Raw genomic sequence first — 16,694 nt, forward strand, 5'->3', positions numbered from 1 at the left:
CATCCTGCCCGCTTCCTCATTCCTGCCCGCTATGAAAACTCCTCATTGGCTGCTGACGGCGGCCTTGCTGGCGCTGTCGGCCCGCGGCGCCGAAGCCCCTGCCCCCGAAGTGCAGTGGCTGCGCGCCCGCGCCCTGCCCTTCGACCCCGCCACCGACCACGCCCGCGACCTGCGCCCGCTGAAAGCCGCCCTGGCCGACGCCCGCGTGGTGGTGCTCGGTGAGCCGACCCACGGTGACGGCACCTCGTTCACGGCCAAAACGCGGCTGGTCAAGTTTCTGCACCAGCACATGGGCTTTTCGGTGCTGGCCTTCGAAAGCGGGGGCTTCAGCGCCGATCAGGCCTGGCAGCAGCTCGCCGCCGGCGCCGAGGCCGCCCCGGTGCTGGCCCACAGCACCATGCCGCTCTGGACGCAGGCCCGGCAGTGCCAGCCGCTGCTGGGCTATCTGGCCGCTCAGGCCCGCGGCCGCCGGCCCCTGCGCTTCACCGGCTTCGACTGCCGCGACGACGGCCCGCTGGCCCAGCAGCAATTGCTGCCGGCGTTCCACCGGTTTCTGGCCGCCGAAAAGCTGGCCTTCGCCGACACTGCCGAGCTGGGCCGCTTCAACCGCTACTTCGCCGCCCTGAGCGGCCCGCCCACTCCCACACCCGACCCGGCCCGCAGCGCCTACCTGCGCCGGCACGCGGCCGACTTCCGCGCGCTGCTGGCGGGCAAGCTTGCGCAGCTGGCCGGGCGGCCGGGCGAGCCGGCGGAATACTGGCGCCAGACCTGGCAAACCACGCTGGCCTATCTGCCGGGTTTGCTGCGCCGCCGCGGCGCCGGCGAGTTATCCGGGCCCGCCGTTAGCCAGCTGCGCGACTCCCTGCTGGCCGAAAACCTGGTCTGGCTGCTGACCAGGCGCTTTCCCCGCCAGAAAATCATCGTGTGGACCACCAACTACCACGCTGCCCATCGTCGCGCCTCCCGCCACGCCGACGACCAGGTGCAGGTGATGGGCGACTACCTGGCGCCGCGTCTGGGCCGGCAGCTCTACACCGTGGGCTTCACGGCCGGGCAGGGCGAATGGGGCCTGAGCACCCAGCCCGGCCAGGTAACCGCCCTACCGCCGGCCGCCGCGGGCTCGTTTGAAGACTGGTGCCGACAGGCCGGGCTGAGCACGGCCCTGGTGCCCTTGCGGAGCACCGGGGCCCCGGAGCAGGCTTTCAGCATGCGGCCCCTGGGCTACCAGGCCCAGCAGCGGCGCTGGGCCGAGGTGTTCGACGCGGTGGTGTACACGGCTACCATGGAGCCGGCGCGGCCCCTGACCGGGGGAAGCCAGTAGCGGATTCGCCGAAGTCTGCGCAGCTTTGCACACCGGCGCCGCAGGGGCGCCGCGCTTTTCTTTCCGCAGCCGTGACCCATCCGACTCCCGCTTCCTCTGCTTCGGCCACCGACCCGCGTCCCATTGGGGTGTTCGACAGCGGCATCGGCGGGCTCACGGTGGCCCGGGCCGTGCAGCGCGCCCTGCCCCACGAGCGGCTGGTGTACTTCGGCGACACGGCCCACCTGCCCTACGGCGACAAAAGCACGGCTGCCATTCAGGCCTACTCGGTGAAGATCTGCGACCTGCTGCTGCGCCAGCACTGCAAGGTGATTCTGATTGCCTGCAACTCGGCTTCGGCGGCGGCCTATGAACTGGTACGCGAGTACGTGGGCTCGAAGGCGCGGGTGCTCAACGTCATCGACCCCATTGTGGAGTACGTGGGCCGGCACTACGCCGGGCGCACGGTGGGTTTGATCGGGACCAAGCAGACGGTGGGCTCCAACGTGTACCGCAAGAAAATCGACGCACTAAACCTCGGCATTCAGCTGCAGGCCCTGGCCACGCCGCTGCTGGCGCCCATGGTCGAGGAGGGCTTCGTGCACAACGCCGTGAGTCAGAGCGTGGTCAACAACTACCTGTCCGACCCGGCCCTGGCCGGCATCGAGGCGCTGGTGCTGGCCTGCACGCACTACCCGCTCATTCGCGAACAGATTGCCGAGTTCTATCATGCGGGCCGCACCGACGTGCTCGACCCCTCCGACACCGTAGCCGAAGCCCTGCGCCGCCTGCTGGAAACCCACGGCCTGGTCGCGCCCGCCGGCGCGCAGCCACCCAAGCACCACTTCTACGTATCCGACTTCACGCCCTCGTTTGAGGACAGCACCCGGCTGTTTTTCGGGCAAGAGGTAGATCTGGAGCACTATCCGCTGTGGGAGTAGTGTTACCTTGCCGGACGCAGCTTTCACCACCATTATTCCCCGCGCCGATTTCACCATGAGCAAGTCTTATCACCGTTTGGGCGACTGGCGCCGCAACACCCTGCTGGTGGCGGCGGCCCTGAGCCTGGGTTTGGGCACCACCAACTGCGGGCCTTCGGGCCGCGATGAAGCCGGCAGTCAGGCCGCCGCCGAGGGCGACTGGAGCGGCGAAACCTACTCGCAGGGCGTCATCACCGAAATGACCGAAACGGCGCCCGGCAAGTGGAAAATTACGGCCGAGCGCCCCGCCGGCAAGGAGGAGGTAGCCGCCATTCTGCGCTACCAGGACGGCCGCGTGGACACCCTGCAGGGCCAGGCCCTGCAGCAGCAGATGCAGAACTACGCCCGCACCTACCCCGAAAACCGCGTGGGCCACTCGGGTATGATGGACGTGCTCATGTGGAGCGGCATCGGCTACATGGCCGGGCGCTTTATGATGCCGAATACCGGCTACTACGCCAATCCCGGCGTGTACCAGGGCATGAACGGCTGGCGCCAGCAAACCGGCTACGAGCGTGACCGGCAGGGGCGGGGCTTCTTCGGTCGTGGCTTCTCCAGTTCGGCCCGCAGCTCGCGCACGGCCGGCATCAGCGAGTCGCCCACGGTGCGCCAATCCACCATGCGCAGCAGCAGCCCGCGGTTTGGGCGCAGCAGTGGGTTTGGCAGCCGCAGCAGCGGTTTCGGGGGCTAGCCGATGAGCAGCGTGCAAACCCTTCCCCTGACCGGTGACCTGACTCCGGCCCTGCACGCGCTGGGCTGGAACTGGGCTGCCGAAGACGCCGCTGTGCGCTACATTGCCCCTGTCGCCGTGGTGCTGCCCGAAGCCGAGGCCGAACAGCTGCTGCAGGCCGCCGATATGCTCTACGACATGCTGGTGCAGGCCCTGCCCGACGAGCTGCCCGACGACTTGCTGCGCCTGCTGAGCATCCCGGAAAACCTCTGGCCGCTGGTGCGCCACTCCTGGCCCGACGACCGGCACTGGCACCTCTACGGCCGCTTCGATCTGGCTTTGACCAAGGAGGGCCCCAAGCTCATCGAGTTCAACGCCGATACCGCCACCAGCCTGCCCGAAGCCGCCGTGGTGCAGTGGGCCGCCCTCAAAGCCGCCGGCTACCCCGACGACGCGCACCAGGTAAACGGCCTCTACGAAGGCCTGGTGGAGCAGCTGCGCCAGTGGCGCGAGCTGAACGACGACCTGGAGCCCACGCTGCTGCTGGTGTACCTGCCCGCCGCGCCCGAAGACGAGGCCAACTGCGCCGTGCTGGCCGAGGCGGCCCGCGAAGCTGGTTTCGAGCCCTACCTCTGCCCCGTCGACGACATGCAGGTGTCGGTGATGGGCGAGGAGCGGGGCGTATGGGCGCAGGTCGAGCCGGAGCAGTGGCAGCGCTTTGGCTTTTTGTTCAAGCTGGTGCCCTGGGAAATCATGGCTGCCGAAGAGCCCGCGCTGACTGCCGACCTGGGCGAATTGCTGCAGGCCCGCGACGTGGTGGTGGCCAACCCGGCCTACGCGCTGCTGTTTCAGTCGAAAGCCCTGCTGGCCTGGCTCTGGAACGTGTTTCCCCACCACCCGCTGCTGCTCGAAGCCTCCCTGCAGCCCCTGGCCGGGCACGCGGTGCGCAAGCCGGTGTGGGGCCGCGAGGGCCAGAACGTGACCATCCTCAACGGCGGCGCGGTACAGTCGGCCGCGCCGGGCGAGTTCGACGGGCAGCCCGTAGTGTACCAGCGCTGGGCCGAGCTGCCCCGCGATGCTGCCGGGCGCCAGTACCAGGCCGGCGTGTTCTGGGCGGGCGAGGCCTGCGCCATCGGCTTCCGGCGCGAAACGGGCATCATCCACAACCTCTCCGAGTTTGTGCCCCACGTGGTGCGGTAGCAGCGGCGCCGCCCTCGGTTCTGCGAAGCCCTGATTTAAGACAGCCCGGGCCTGAATTGCCTGGGCTGCTTAGAGTAATTAAGTCCGAAGGTAGGCTGCGGCGTCATTAAGGTGATATTTTTTAAAAGCAAAAGATAATTACGTTCGAACATGCTTGTATTATTCTTTTAATTAATTATGTTTATGCCGCAGGTTTAGCGGTGAGGTCGAACGCCAACATCTCAGTTTAGGAGCTAAGCTTGCGGCTTACAGCCCGCGCCAATCGGGCTGCCACCTGCTTGCTCCACCGCTATGTCACGCCCGGCCGTTACGCTTCCGCCGCCTGTTATCTGGTGGCGTCCCTGGATGATGGGGCTCAGCTCCTTTGTGCTGCTTTGCTGCGCCTCCCCCGAGGCGACGGCGCAGATCCAAACAGCGCCCCGGTCTCCGGCTACGGCTGCCCCGCCCGCCGCGGGCAAACCGCCGGTACGTCCGGCTGCGCCCGTCCCTTCTCCTGCTAAGCCGGCTCAGTCGCCGGCCGAAGTGCGCCAGGCCAGTCAGGCCGCGCAGCTGGCCGAGGCGCTGCTGCGGGCCGGGCAGGCCGATACGGCCTCCACGCGCCGGTTCCGGCCCACCGAAATCGAGGGCCTGATTGTGGATCAGACCATTACCAAGGCCGGCCACGACTTCTACGACTTGTTCTACGGACAGTGGGAAGCGCCGCCCGAGGCCACCGACTTCACCGTGACCATTCGCGAGAAGCTGGCGCGCGGTACTTCCACGCTCATCTCGGTGGAAGTGAATGAGGCCGAAGTGCTGGAAATGCCCCTGCAGCCCAAGTACGACGCCCTCGAAGCCGCCGCCCAGGAAGCCGTGGCCGTGGCCCTCGACCACGTAATGAACTACCAGCTCGTGAAGCGCCAGCTCGAAGGCGGCGATATGGCCGGCTCGGGTATTTTCTAGGGCCGCGGCCCGCTCCACCTCATTTCCCTCTTGCTATGAAACCTCCCCAGTTTGGGTGGCGGCCGGTCCTGCTCGGGGCCGCTCTGCTCGTGCTGCTGCTCAGCGCCCGGCCCGGCGTGGCCCAGGATCTGGTATACGAACCCAAAAATCCGGCCTTCGGCGGCGGCAACACCTTCAACTACTCCTGGCTGCTGAGCTCGGCGCAGTCGCAGAACAAGATCGAGGACAAGGCGGCCACTTCAGTTTTCGACCGCGACCCGCTCAAGGAGTTCGAGCAGAGCCTCAACCAGCAGATTCTTGGCCAACTGTCGCGGCAGCTCATTACCTCGCAGTTCGGCGAGTCGGGCATCAAGGAAGGCACCTACAACATCGGCTCCTACCAGATCAACGTGACGCCCGGCGACCGGGGCATCTCGGTGCAAATCACCGACAGCGGTACTGGCAACCAGACCACCGTGGTCATTCCCTTTTTCTAACCCGCGCGGCGGGCCGTGGTGCGCCACCACCGCGGCCCGCCGCTCCACCGGCCTTTCCACCATGCTGCGTTTTCTGCTGCGGCTGCTGCCGCTGGCTTGCCTGGCTGCGGCCGGCTGCGCCCCGTATTTCCACCAGCCGTTTACTACCGAGTCGGCCCGCCTGGGGGCCGAGGTGCGCGCCAGCGCCGAGCTGCGCAGCCTGCCCGAGCCCCAGGAGCCGGTGGTGGTAGCCGTGTACAAGTTCCGCGACCAGACGGGGCAGTACAAGCCCAGCCAGAACGGCTCCAGCTTCTCGACGGCCGTCACGCAGGGAGCTACCAGTATTCTGCTGCGGGCTCTGGAAGAGTCGCGCTGGTTTGAGCCCATCGAGCGCGAAAACCTGGGCAATCTGCTCAACGAGCGGAAAATCATTCGCAGCAGCCGGGCCGAGTACTCCGACGCCACCGGCCAGAAGGAGCCGCCGCTGCCGCCGCTGCTGTTTGCGGGCGTAATCCTGGAGGGCGGCATCATTTCCTACGACGCCAACATCCTGACCGGCGGGGCCGGCCTGCGCTACTTCGGTGCGGGTGCCTCGGGCCAGTACCGGCAAGACCGCGTGACGGTGTACCTACGCGCCATCAGCACCAGCAACGGGGAAATTCTCAAGACGGTGTATACCTCCAAGACCATTCTCTCGCAGCAGGTCGACGCCAGCTTGTTTCGCTTCGTGAGCTTCAAGCGCCTGCTCGAAACCGAAACCGGCTTTACCTACAACGAGCCCACTGAAATGGCCGTGAAGGAGGCCATCGAGAAGTCGGTGCGCGCCCTGGTCATCGAAGGCATGGTGGAAGGACTGTGGAACCCGCGCCACGCGGCCGACCGCCAGGGCCGGGCCGTAGCCGAGTACCAGCGCGAGAAGGAAGAAAATCTGACCACCGACGTGCTGGGCCGCTCGTTGCAGGAGCGCCGCAGCAGCTTCGGCATCGGGCTGAACGGGGCCGCCCTGCGCTACGCCGGCGACTTTAAGGCCCCGCAGGTGCAGCCAGGCGGCGAGCTGACCTTGCGCTACGGCGGCCCCCGCAACGGCCGGCTGGCCGGCGTGGTAAACCTGGGACGGGGTACCCTGGGCGCCGGCGACTACTACCGCGAAACCTTCAATTACGCCGAGCTGGCCGGGCACCTGCGCCTGTTTCCGCAAGAGCGCCTGACGCCCTACCTGGTTGCGGGTGGGGGCCTGACAGTGCGCAACCAGCCCGCCGCCGGCCGCACAAGCATGCTGCCGCACGTAGTGGGCGGCGTGGGCCTCGAAGTGCTGCCGACCGACCGCCTGGGCCTGCTCGTTGCCATTGATAATCACTACTACTTTTCCGACCAGCTCGACCGCGTGGCCCAGGGTAAATACAACGACTTCTACTGGGCGGCCCGCGCCGGCGTGGTGTTTTACTTGGGCCGCCGGGCCGGGGCACCGCAATCTTCCCGTCCGTTGACTCCCTGATTCCTGCGCTCTGCTTTCCCTGCCGACCTCTGCTCCTTTAAATAACCTCCCCGTAATCCTAGCTTCGCTGGATTCCGGGGAGGTTATTTGTTTACTATAAGACTGGTTGTCAGTATCATGGAGTGATAAAGAATCCAAGGCTCAATTATTGTTAATAATTTTATAAAAAATATAACTATAAAATGTATTAGTTGTCCTAGTTCCTCCGGACGGAACAGCTTCTCTCATTTCCTCAACCACAAACACCACGTATGAAACGCGTCATCGTATTTTCTGCGGCCATGCTGGCCGCGGGCGTAGCTTTTGCCCAAAACAACACCAGCACTCTGGGTCAGGTAGGCACCGATAACCAGGCCACCGTCGACCAGACGGGCCTGATGGGCGGCAATAACACTGCTGCCGGGACGCAGGCCGGCAACGAAAACCAGTTGAAGCAGTACCAGCGCGGGGCCGGCAACCGCCAGACCTCGCAGCAGGTCGGCGACCAAAACCAGACCGACCAAAGCCAGACGGGCCGCAGCCACGAGCTGCGGGCCGCAGTGCTCGGCGACTACAATCAGGTCAAGCAGACCCAGTCTGGCCAGGGCAACGATGGCCGATCGACCACCATTGGGGACTGGAACAAAGTGCTGCAAACCCAGGATGGCCTGGGTAACGAAGCCCGCGTGGGGCAAATCGGCAACCGCAACGAAGCCACCCAGACCCAGAGCGGCGGCTCGACTGGCGCCGGCAACGATGCCTACATCACCCAGATCGGGCACCACAACAAGGCCACTCAGACGCAGCTGGGCGACCTGAACGAAGCCCGCATCGTGCAGGGCGACGGGATTCCCCTGGATGGCCACAACAAAGCCACTCAGCTGCAGACGGGTTACGAAAACAAAGCTTCGGCCACTCAGCTCGGGGCAACCAGTACCTCGTACCAGGAGCAACTGGGCGGTATTCAGAACCAGGCGACCGTGATTCAGCGCGGTGGCAACGATAACTGGGCCAGTCAGTCGCAGCGCATTGGCTCGGAGGAAAACCGCAACAATGTGGCCCTCATCGAGCAGGTTGGCAACTTCAACCGCGCCGAGCAAACCCAGATCGGCAGCCGCAACGATGCCAAAGCTGAGCAGCGCGGCAGCCATAACCGTTCGGTGCAGACCATCGGCATCGGCGGCTCCGATGACAACGTTGCCCGGGTGTGGCAGCAGGGCAACGGCAACCGGGCCGAGCAAACCATCGTCAACGATGACAACCGTGCGACCATCGAGCAAGACGGCGACGACAGCCGCGCCGAGCAGTACCAGAACGGTTTCCGCAACGTAGCCTACGTCGACCAGGACGGCGACGGGCACCGGGCCAACCAGAGCCAGCTGGGCAACGACAACACCGCCCGGGCGTGGCAGGGTGCCAGCGGCCAGACCAGCGTGATTACTCAGGTCGGTAACGGCAACGCCGCCAACGTTCGGCAGGATCACCCTTAGGCAACGACCGGCAGATAAGCAAACAAGCTCCCGGTAGCGCTTAGTGCCTATCGGGAGCTTGTTTGCTTTGGCAGTCAGGTGCTGCAACCCTAAACCAAGCGAGGTAATCAACCGGAAACGCGGCAGTAGCCTCGGCAGCCGCCAATCGCAGGGCTAGAGTCCAACTGGGGAGGCAATTAAGCCAAGTGTAAACTGATTATATAACATTGCTTATAAAAAATTAAACAAAAAATTTATCAAAGCCTTTTATTATTCATTTTCTAATATATATTTGCACTGTTCCTCCGGAGGGAACCCCCTGAGTACCATCTCCCCAACATCCAACCATCCAGTCCCCATGAAAAAGTATTCTTTTCTGGTAGCCGCACTATTGGCTGCCGGTTTCGCCAGCGCCCAGGACAATACCAGCACCGTTACCCAGATCGGCGGGGTTAACAATGCCGATGTACGCCAGACCGGCCAGCGCAATGCCGCCGCTGCCGGGCAGGCTGGCGACGGCAACGAGCTGATTCAGCGGCAGCGCGGCATCGAAAACGTCGCCGAGGCTACCCAGCTGGGCGACGGCAACGGCGCCAGTCAGCAGCAGCAGGGGCGCTACAATGCCGCTGGCTTGCTGACGGTAGGCGACGACAATACCGCCACGCAGACCCAGGAAGGTCGTTACAACAGCGCCACCGGCCAGCAGTACGGCGACGACAACTCCCTGCGGCAGGCCCAGGATGGCAACCGCAACACCGCCACGGCCGTGCAGCGCGTCGACCGCAACATTGCGGACCAGCGGCAGACCGGTGACCGTAACAAGGCCGCCATTATTCAGGGCGACGGCGTGCCGCTCGACAGCGACAACAAAGCCTACCAGACTCAGGAAGGCGACCGGAACGATGCCTACGCCAAGCAGATTGGCGGGCGTAACCGCTCCTACCAAAACCAGCTCGACGGTGACCGTAACAAGGCTTCGGTGGTGCAGGAAGGCGGCAACGACAACTACGCCACCCAGTACCAGTCGCGGGGCCTGCTGGGCGGCGGCGACGACAACCGCGCCACCATTCGCCAGGTAGGCAACCGCAACCGCGCCGAACAGTCGCAGATCGGCAGCGACAACGAATCGAACGCCGCGCAGCATGGTTCCGATAACGTTTCGCTGCAAAACATTGGCTTGCTGCGGGCCGACCGCAACGTAGCCAACGTGGAGCAGCGCGGCAACGGCAACCGCGCCGAGCAGACCATTCTCGGTTACGACAACCGCGCTACTTCCGAGCAGGAAGGCAACGGCAACCGCTCGTACCAGCTGCAGACCGGTTCGGATAACATTGCCTACGCCGACCAGGACGGCGACGGGCACCTGGCCCGCCAGACCCAGATTGGCAACGACAACACTGCCCGGGTGTGGCAGGGCGTCAGCGGCCAGACCAGCATTATCTCGCAGGTGGGCAACGGCAACGTCGCCAACGTTCACCAGGATCATCCCTAGAGAAGGTGCCTGCTGCCCTAATCAGCCCCGTTGCTCCCGCCTAGGAGTGGCGGGGCTGATGGCGCTAACGGTGCCTATGTTTATATTATATAAATAAAATTTTGCAATAATTTATTATTGTGGTATGTTGCCTAAGCAGAACAACAGCCCATTCCCCTTCACGCTTCCCCGGAATTTGCATGAAAACGACACTTCTTAGTTTGTTGAGCGGGGCAGTACTGCTGGCCCCGGCCGCACAGGCCCAGGACTCGCCCAGTGCCGAGCACGAGCTGGCTCAGCAGCTTGGCACCGAGCGGCTCCCCATAAGCCTGGCCGGCTCTGCGGCCGAGCTCAACGAAACCACCCTAACCCAGACCGGCAGCCATAACTCGGCCCTGGTACGCCAGCTGCGCGCCGGCGAGGCACCCTTGGGTAACCTGGTATACATGGTGCAGGCGGGCACCGGCAACTCAGCCAACCTGGGCCAGACCGGGGCGGGCAACCGCACTGTAGTGGAGCAGTTCGGCAACGGTAACCAGGTGGAAAGCGACATCAACGGCCTCAATACCGAGTCGCGTATTCGGCAGTCGGGTACCGCCAACCGCGTGGATCAGGAGCTGAACGTGGACAACCGCCGGTATCTGGTAGAGCAGAACGGCCGCAACAACGAGCTGGTGCAGCGCGAGCAGGGCGCTACCACGCCGGGCTACGAGGTGCACATGCGCGGCACCGGCATCCGCATCGTCATCGAACAGGGCCGCGTGCTGCCCTAACGCCATTTCCCTACTTCGTTAACTGGCAAGCCTTATGTCGTCGCCCTATTGTTTTCTCGCCCTGTGGAGCATGGCGCTGCCCTGGGCTGCCACGTGCGAGGCCCGCCTGGAGCTGGCCCAGAGCGGTTCCCAGCTCACGGTGGTGGGGCACTGCCGCAACCCCGGCCCCGCGGCCGCCCAGCTGCGCTACGAGCTGCTGACCGAAAAGCGCGGGCGCAGCGGCAGCTCGCGCAACGCCCAGTCGGGCTGGGTGGAGGCCCGGCCAGGGCAGGAGCTGGTGTTGTCGCGCACCACCATCAGCGCCGGCCCCCACGACTACTACCGGGTGCGGCTGCGCCTGCTCGACGAGGAGGGCAACGTACTGGCCGCCGACTCGGCCGTGCACGAACCCCAGCGCTAACCGGCCGGACGCCAACCCGAGCCCCGGTTTGCCGGCCGCCGCCAAGCTGCCGCCTGTTTTCCACCTTCTATTCTCCACCTCATGATCTTACCCGTAACCCGCTGCCTGTGGCTGGCGGTACTGGTGCTGCTGAGCGCGGTGCTAACTGCCTGCGAAGAGGAAACGGTTGAGCCCACCACCTTCGGGGCCATCGAGGGCACGGTGCGCGATGCCCGTTCCAATATGCCGCTGGCTAACGTCGTCATCACCACCAACCCGGCTACCACCTCGTTTACCACCGACGCCGAAGGGCGCTTTGCCCTGCCCAACCTGGCCAGCGGCAAATACACTCTCTCGGCCAAGAAGGCCGAATACAAGGTGGAAACGCTGAGCGTGACGGTGGGAGAGGGGCCGGCCACCGCCGTAGTCGTGCTGCTCGACAAGCCGGTGGGCAGCAACAGTCGGCCCAACGCGCCGGTGCGGGCCGAGCCGGCCAATGGTGCCGGCGGGCTGGCCACCGCCGTAACCCTGCGCTGGAGCGCCACCGACCCCGACGTCACCGACTCGCTGCGCTACGACGTGGTACTCTACGAGAGCAACTCCACCCTGCAGCGGACCCTGCTCACCAACAGCCGCGACACCGTGGTGCTGGCTACGGGCCTGCGCTACGGCACCATTTACTTCTGGCAGATAACCGTGCGCGACAAAGCCGGCGAAACCACCCGCGGCGACGTCTGGAGCTTCCAGACCCAGGCGTTTCCTACTCTGCGCTACGTGTTTGCCAGCACCGTAGCCGGCAACACCGACATCTACGCCTCCGATGCGCTGGCGGGCAACGTGACCACGCTGCGGCTCACCAGCACCGCGGCCGTGGAAACCGCTCCGCAGCTCAGCCCCACCCGCGACCGGATAGCCTTTACCAGCAACGCCACCGGGCAGTACCAGCTCTACACCATGAACCGCGACGGCTCGGACGTGCGGCGTTTGACCACGCTGGCGGTGGAGAGCTACTACAACCAGGGGCAGGGCTACTGCTGGTCGCCCGACGGGGCGCAGCTGGTTTACGCCCATTACGACAAGCTTTACCGCATCAACCGCGATGGTACCGGGCTGCTGCTGCTGGCTACGGCGCCGGCGGGGCGCCACTTCCGCGAGATGGACTGGCACGGGCTGGCCAACAAGATTGCCGTGCAAACGATGGGGGCCAGCATCTACGATGCCGAAGTGTATCTGCTCAATCCTAATGGCACGGGGCTAACCCAGGTGCTGGGCAACCAGCCCGGCCGGCTCGACTCCCCCGGCTTTAGCACCGACGGCCGCCAGCTGCTGTACACCCGCGACCTGTCGGGCATCGACGACGCTACGGGCCGGCAGCTTAACGCCCACATCTTGCTGCAGAACCCCGACGGCAGCGGCCTGCTGGATTTGTCGGCGCAGAAGCCAGCCGGCACCAACGACTTGTGGCCGCGCTTTTCGCCCGACGGTGCCAAGATCATTTTCGTAAACCAAGCCAACGACAACCAGAGCCCACCCGAAGTGTGGACCATGGACCTGGACGGGCGCAACCGCGCGCGGCTGTTCCAGAACGCCACGCTGCCCGACTGGAAGTAATAATCCAGCCTCTTGGAACCCGACCGAACCGGCGCCCGTTAGCAGGCGCCGGTTTTGGCGTTTATAGGCCGCTGGCCCCGGGTAGACAATTTAGTTTGCAGCGGGTGATTCGTTGTAGACTATTGACTTATCGAATATTAACCGCATTTTTGTGGCCGAAAAAGAATCATTATAAAATATGAATATACATTTATTCATACTTAGTAGTTCTTTAACAAGGTTGGGAATGAGTGGTAGTTTTTTGAGTTCGTTTGCATGTGACAGGAAAAATATCGGTCTTCTGGCACGATATGTGGGAGTTGGCGTCCGTTTTGCCCAGATATCAGTGATGGCGGCTCTTAAAAAACTGCAACAAAAAAGCATGGGTGCCTCATCCTTTTCCCTGGTCTTTTCGTAAGGAACCGCAACAGGCAGAGCAGTAGTCTTGGCCTTTTTTCTCCTGTAACCATTACTCTCTTTCAAATATGAAAAACGCTTACAAAGTCGCTGAGCGAAAGACCGGGTGGTCGCGCTTAAGCGCACTGATGGCCGTCTTTCTGCTCGTCCCGGCGCTGGGTTGGGCCCAGACGTTCACGGAAACCGTTGGTGATGTGCCTGGCGCTCCTTTTACGGAAGGCCAAACTGTTAACACCTACTACGGTGGGGTAAACGGTACTCCCCCCAACGCGCGTAAGTTTGATAACGACAACGAGCGGGGCTTCAACTACAACAGCCCGGCCGCCAACTCGGCGCTGATTTCGGCGCAGAACACCTCGCCCAGCGGTGGCCGCAACATCGAGTACCCGGCTGCTATTGCCAGCAACGTGCAGGTGACCATTAGCGACATCAGCACGGCGGCGCTCAGCAACGGGCAGATTTCGTTTGAGTTGTTCAACCCGGCTGCTACCAACGTGGCCAACGCCCAGTTCCGCGTGCAGTATGCCGTGTCGACCGACGGCGGGGCTACCTACGCTGGCTTCACCAATATTGCTGGTGCCACCTACACGGCCGGCACGAACGCCTGGGTAACTTACACGGCTAACCTGCCCGCGGCCGCTATCGGAGACTACGTTGCCCTGCGCTTTCTGCGTCTGGGCGCGGCAGCAGCCAATGGCACCTACCGCATCGATAACATCCGTCTGACCGGCACTACCACGCCCTTCACGGCCGTAAACCCCGACCAGCGCCTGTTCCCCGACACGGAGGTAGGCCAAGTTTCGGCCGCCCAACTCATTACCGTGCGCGGCGCGGGTCTGAGCCAGCCGGTAACGGTAACGGCTCCGACGGGCTTTCAGGTACGCACCGGCGCCGGCACGTTCGGCACCACCGCTACCATTGCCATTGATGCCGCGGGCCGCGTACCGGCCAACAGCACCTTCGAAGTGCGCTTTGCCCCGACGGCAATCGGCTCGACTGGTCTGCGCAACGTGACCGTGACTTCGGGTACGGCTAGCAGCTCGGTAGTAGTAACGGGTACGGGTACGGCGGCCCAGCCGCGCGTGCAGGCTTCGGCCACCTCGCTGCCCGACTTCGGCAACGTACAGGTTGGCTCGGTTTCTTCGGTCCAGTCGTTCACGGTGAGCGGCCAGAACCTGGGCACCAACGGCGTTACCATCCTGGCGCCGACCGGCTTCCAGGTGCGCACCACCGGGGCTTTCGGCAACAGCGCTACCATTGCTTCGAACGGCAGCGTAACCAACGCTACGGTTGAAGTACGCTTTGTGCCGGTAGCCATCGGCGCCGTCAGCGGCAACGTGGAAGTACAGTCGGCTGGCGCCACCACGCAGACGGTATTCGTGAGCGGCACCGGTGACCCGGCTCCGGCAGGTCCCAACCTCACTGTAACGCCCGCTACCCCGCTGGATTTTGGCAACGTAACGAACAGCGGTTCGTCGCAGGTACTCTCGTTCACGGTTGGTGGTACCAACCTCACCAACGATATCGTCATCACGCCGAACGCCACTCCCGGCACGCCGCCGGTGGCCAACATTCAGATTCGTAACGCCTCGATCCCGGGCAGCACCTTCAGCTCGGCGCCCATCACCCTGACGCGCGATGCGAACGGCCTGGTACCCACTACCACTATTGAAACCCGCCTGGTGCCCACGGTAGCCGGTGGTACTTTCACTGGCTCCGTTACCGTAGCCAGTGGCACGCTAACCAGAACCGTAAACATTACGGCTAACAACCCGAGCAACCAGACCTCCGACATCACCGTCAGCGGTCCGCTGCTGACGGAGTTCAGCACCTCGCCCGGTATTGCTTCAGCTCCTCAGTCGTTTAACGTGTCGGGTAGCAACCTGCTGCAGGACATCACCCTGCGCGCGCCGCAGTTCTACCAGATTTCGCTTTCGTCGAACCCGGCCAGCTTCCCTGCCGCCGGCGTAACCGGCAACAGCATCGTGCTGCCGCGCATCACCTCGGGACCGAACGCCAACAATGTGCCGCTGACTACGATCTACGTCCGTTACTTCCCGCCCACGCCCCAGAAAGACCGCGGCGTGTTCCTGGAAGCCAGCAGCGCCCCGGCCCGCACCCAGTTCGTGTCGCTGAACGGTTCGAGCGCCCCGGAAATCGAGCTGCGTGACCCGTTCACCTTCGTGCGCAACCAAGTGAAAGGCACCGTTTCGGGCCCGCAGGCCCAGTCGCTGCGCATCCGGGGTGCCCGCCTGTCGCAGCCGGTTACCATCACCGTGCCCAACGACGCCGTGTCGCCCCTGAACCCGAGCGGCACCCCGCAGTTCGTGATTTCGACCAGCCTGAACGGTACCTACGGCTACTCGATTCAGATTTCGCCCAACCCGACCAACGACTCGATCGGTAGCGCCACGCGCATCTACGTTCGTTACGCCCCGACTCGGGTAGGTTCGGCAGCGGCTGACCTGACTTTCCAGAGCCAGAACTTCTTCAATAACGTGCCCTTTACCTTGGCCCCCAACAGCTCGCTGAAGGGCAACTCCATTGACCTGGAGCCCACCATTCAGTCGCAGGCCATCGTGACGCGCTCGGCCGACCGCACCAGCGTGACGCTGAACTTCCAGATTCCGGGTGACCCGGAGGCAGCCGGCTTTGGTGAGAACCGCTTGGTTATTGCCAGCGTGGCTGATACAGTTCTGGCTTCGGCTAACCAGTTCCCGCAGGACGGCCAGGCTTACGCCACCGGCAACGAGCGGTATGGCTTCGGTGCTCAGATTGGCGGCAACTACGTGGTGTTTGCCGGTAGCGCCAAGGTCATCACCATCACCGACCTGAACCCGGCGCTGGAGTACTACTTCTTTGGCTTCGAGTACAACAACGACCAGACCCAGGGTGCTGAGAACTACAAGGTGCCGAACCTGCCGCTGGTGCAGCAGCCCCTGCCGGTTGAGCTGATTACCTTCACCGCCAAGCCCAGCAAGGGCCGCGTGCTGCTCGACTGGTCGACGGCTCAGGAGGAAAACAACAAGGGCTTTGAGATTCTGCGCAGCCGTAACGGCCGTGACTTCACGGTAATCGGCACCAAAGAAGGTCGCGGTACCACCGCCGAGCGCACCGAGTACAGCTTCGTGGACAACACGCCGCTGTCGGGTACCTCGTACTACCGCCTCAAGCAGATCGACCTCGACGGCAAAGTAACGCTGACCGCCATCCGCACGGTAGCCCTGACCGGCCGCGCCGAGCTGACTTTGTTCCCGAACCCGGTAGTTGACGTGCTCAACATCCAGGTGACCGACCTGGCCGCCGACGCCCAGGTGACGGTAACCGACCTGCTGGGCCGCACGGTGCTGAGCCAGACCATGCCGGCCAACGGCCAGCTGAACCTGAGCAGCCTCAAGCCGGGCAACTACGTGGTGAACGTGGTGAGCAACGGCCAGAAACTGACCCGCAAGCTGGTGAAGCGCTAAGCTTCAACTCTTAAGCTAAAAAGCCCCTGCCATACCCGGCAGGGGCTTTTTTTATGCCCGGGCGGGCATAACAATTAGGTAACTATATGGGAATAGTACGCTGCATA

13 protein-coding genes are annotated in these 16,694 nt (G+C 63.8%); all 13 read left to right on the top strand.

Annotated features, from left to right (window positions below; genetic code table 11):
• Positions 1 to 31: 31 nt before the first annotated feature.
• The 13 genes from ACE191_RS00975 to ACE191_RS01035 all read left to right on the top strand — a co-directional run bounded on the left by ACE191_RS00975 (position 32) and on the right by ACE191_RS01035 (position 16,587).
• Positions 32 to 1,321 (top strand): erythromycin esterase family protein, encoded by a 1,290-nt coding sequence (locus tag ACE191_RS00975; RefSeq protein ID WP_400190308.1) that lies wholly within the window; start codon positions 32 to 34, stop codon positions 1,319 to 1,321.
• 71 nt (positions 1,322 to 1,392) lie between these two features.
• Complete coding sequence (murI, locus tag ACE191_RS00980; protein WP_400190309.1) at positions 1,393 to 2,241, top strand: glutamate racemase; 849 nt, start codon at positions 1,393 to 1,395, stop codon at positions 2,239 to 2,241.
• Positions 2,242 to 2,296: 55 nt separating this feature from the next.
• Positions 2,297 to 2,971 carry a hypothetical protein gene (locus ACE191_RS00985; RefSeq protein WP_400190310.1) on the top strand — a complete coding sequence of 225 codons (675 nt, stop codon included), beginning with the start codon at positions 2,297 to 2,299 and terminating at the stop codon, positions 2,969 to 2,971.
• 3 nt (positions 2,972 to 2,974) lie between these two features.
• Complete coding sequence (locus tag ACE191_RS00990) at positions 2,975 to 4,150, top strand: glutathionylspermidine synthase family protein (RefSeq protein ID WP_400190311.1); 1,176 nt, start codon at positions 2,975 to 2,977, stop codon at positions 4,148 to 4,150.
• Between the two features lie 291 nt (positions 4,151 to 4,441).
• A complete protein-coding gene (locus tag ACE191_RS00995; protein ID WP_400190312.1) occupies positions 4,442 to 5,092 on the top strand; it encodes a CsgE family curli-type amyloid fiber assembly protein in 651 nt (216 codons plus the stop codon).
• A gap of 35 nt (positions 5,093 to 5,127) precedes the next feature.
• Positions 5,128 to 5,568, top strand: coding sequence for a curli production assembly/transport component CsgF (locus ACE191_RS01000; protein WP_400190313.1), 441 nt, complete (start codon positions 5,128 to 5,130; stop codon positions 5,566 to 5,568).
• 61 nt (positions 5,569 to 5,629) lie between these two features.
• Positions 5,630 to 7,042 (top strand): CsgG/HfaB family protein, encoded by a 1,413-nt coding sequence (locus tag ACE191_RS01005; RefSeq protein WP_400190314.1) that lies wholly within the window; start codon positions 5,630 to 5,632, stop codon positions 7,040 to 7,042.
• A gap of 251 nt (positions 7,043 to 7,293) precedes the next feature.
• Positions 7,294 to 8,511, top strand: coding sequence for a hypothetical protein (locus tag ACE191_RS01010; RefSeq protein WP_400190315.1), 1,218 nt, complete (start codon positions 7,294 to 7,296; stop codon positions 8,509 to 8,511).
• 337 nt (positions 8,512 to 8,848) lie between these two features.
• The gene (locus ACE191_RS01015; RefSeq protein WP_400190316.1) at positions 8,849 to 9,982 is read left to right on the top strand and encodes a hypothetical protein; all 1,134 of its coding nucleotides are present in this window, start codon (positions 8,849 to 8,851) and stop codon (positions 9,980 to 9,982) included.
• Positions 9,983 to 10,161: 179 nt separating this feature from the next.
• Positions 10,162 to 10,734: a hypothetical protein gene (locus ACE191_RS01020; protein ID WP_400190317.1), complete on the top strand. Its 573-nt coding sequence runs from the start codon at positions 10,162 to 10,164 to the stop codon at positions 10,732 to 10,734.
• 34 nt (positions 10,735 to 10,768) lie between these two features.
• Positions 10,769 to 11,134 (top strand): curli-like amyloid fiber formation chaperone CsgH, encoded by a 366-nt coding sequence (csgH, locus tag ACE191_RS01025; RefSeq protein WP_400190318.1) that lies wholly within the window; start codon positions 10,769 to 10,771, stop codon positions 11,132 to 11,134.
• Between the two features lie 81 nt (positions 11,135 to 11,215).
• The gene (locus ACE191_RS01030; protein WP_400190319.1) at positions 11,216 to 12,724 is read left to right on the top strand and encodes a carboxypeptidase regulatory-like domain-containing protein; all 1,509 of its coding nucleotides are present in this window, start codon (positions 11,216 to 11,218) and stop codon (positions 12,722 to 12,724) included.
• A gap of 524 nt (positions 12,725 to 13,248) precedes the next feature.
• Complete coding sequence (locus ACE191_RS01035) at positions 13,249 to 16,587, top strand: T9SS type A sorting domain-containing protein (protein WP_400190320.1); 3,339 nt, start codon at positions 13,249 to 13,251, stop codon at positions 16,585 to 16,587.
• Positions 16,588 to 16,694: the final 107 nt, after the last annotated feature.

The sequence above is a fragment of the Hymenobacter sp. B81 genome (genome assembly GCF_044628455.1).
Taxonomy (GTDB): domain Bacteria; phylum Bacteroidota; class Bacteroidia; order Cytophagales; family Hymenobacteraceae; genus Solirubrum.

Excerpts from the sequence above, each read along its gene's own strand:
- ACE191_RS01020 (WP_400190317.1), top strand. The coding sequence starts at position 10,162 with ATGAAAACGACACTTCTTAGTTTGTTGAGCGGGGCAGTACTGCTGGCC.
- ACE191_RS01005 (WP_400190314.1), top strand. The coding sequence starts at position 5,630 with ATGCTGCGTTTTCTGCTGCGGCTGCTGCCGCTGGCTTGCCTGGCTGCG.
- ACE191_RS01035 (WP_400190320.1), top strand. The coding sequence starts at position 13,249 with ATGGCCGTCTTTCTGCTCGTCCCGGCGCTGGGTTGGGCCCAGACGTTC.
- ACE191_RS01030 (WP_400190319.1), top strand. The coding sequence starts at position 11,216 with ATGATCTTACCCGTAACCCGCTGCCTGTGGCTGGCGGTACTGGTGCTG.
- csgH (WP_400190318.1), top strand. The coding sequence starts at position 10,769 with ATGTCGTCGCCCTATTGTTTTCTCGCCCTGTGGAGCATGGCGCTGCCC.
- ACE191_RS00990 (WP_400190311.1), top strand. The coding sequence starts at position 2,975 with ATGAGCAGCGTGCAAACCCTTCCCCTGACCGGTGACCTGACTCCGGCC.
- ACE191_RS00985 (WP_400190310.1), top strand. The coding sequence starts at position 2,297 with ATGAGCAAGTCTTATCACCGTTTGGGCGACTGGCGCCGCAACACCCTG.
- ACE191_RS01015 (WP_400190316.1), top strand. The coding sequence starts at position 8,849 with ATGAAAAAGTATTCTTTTCTGGTAGCCGCACTATTGGCTGCCGGTTTC.
- ACE191_RS00995 (WP_400190312.1), top strand. The coding sequence starts at position 4,442 with ATGTCACGCCCGGCCGTTACGCTTCCGCCGCCTGTTATCTGGTGGCGT.
- ACE191_RS01010 (WP_400190315.1), top strand. The coding sequence starts at position 7,294 with ATGAAACGCGTCATCGTATTTTCTGCGGCCATGCTGGCCGCGGGCGTA.
- ACE191_RS00975 (WP_400190308.1), top strand. The coding sequence starts at position 32 with ATGAAAACTCCTCATTGGCTGCTGACGGCGGCCTTGCTGGCGCTGTCG.
- ACE191_RS01000 (WP_400190313.1), top strand. The coding sequence starts at position 5,128 with ATGAAACCTCCCCAGTTTGGGTGGCGGCCGGTCCTGCTCGGGGCCGCT.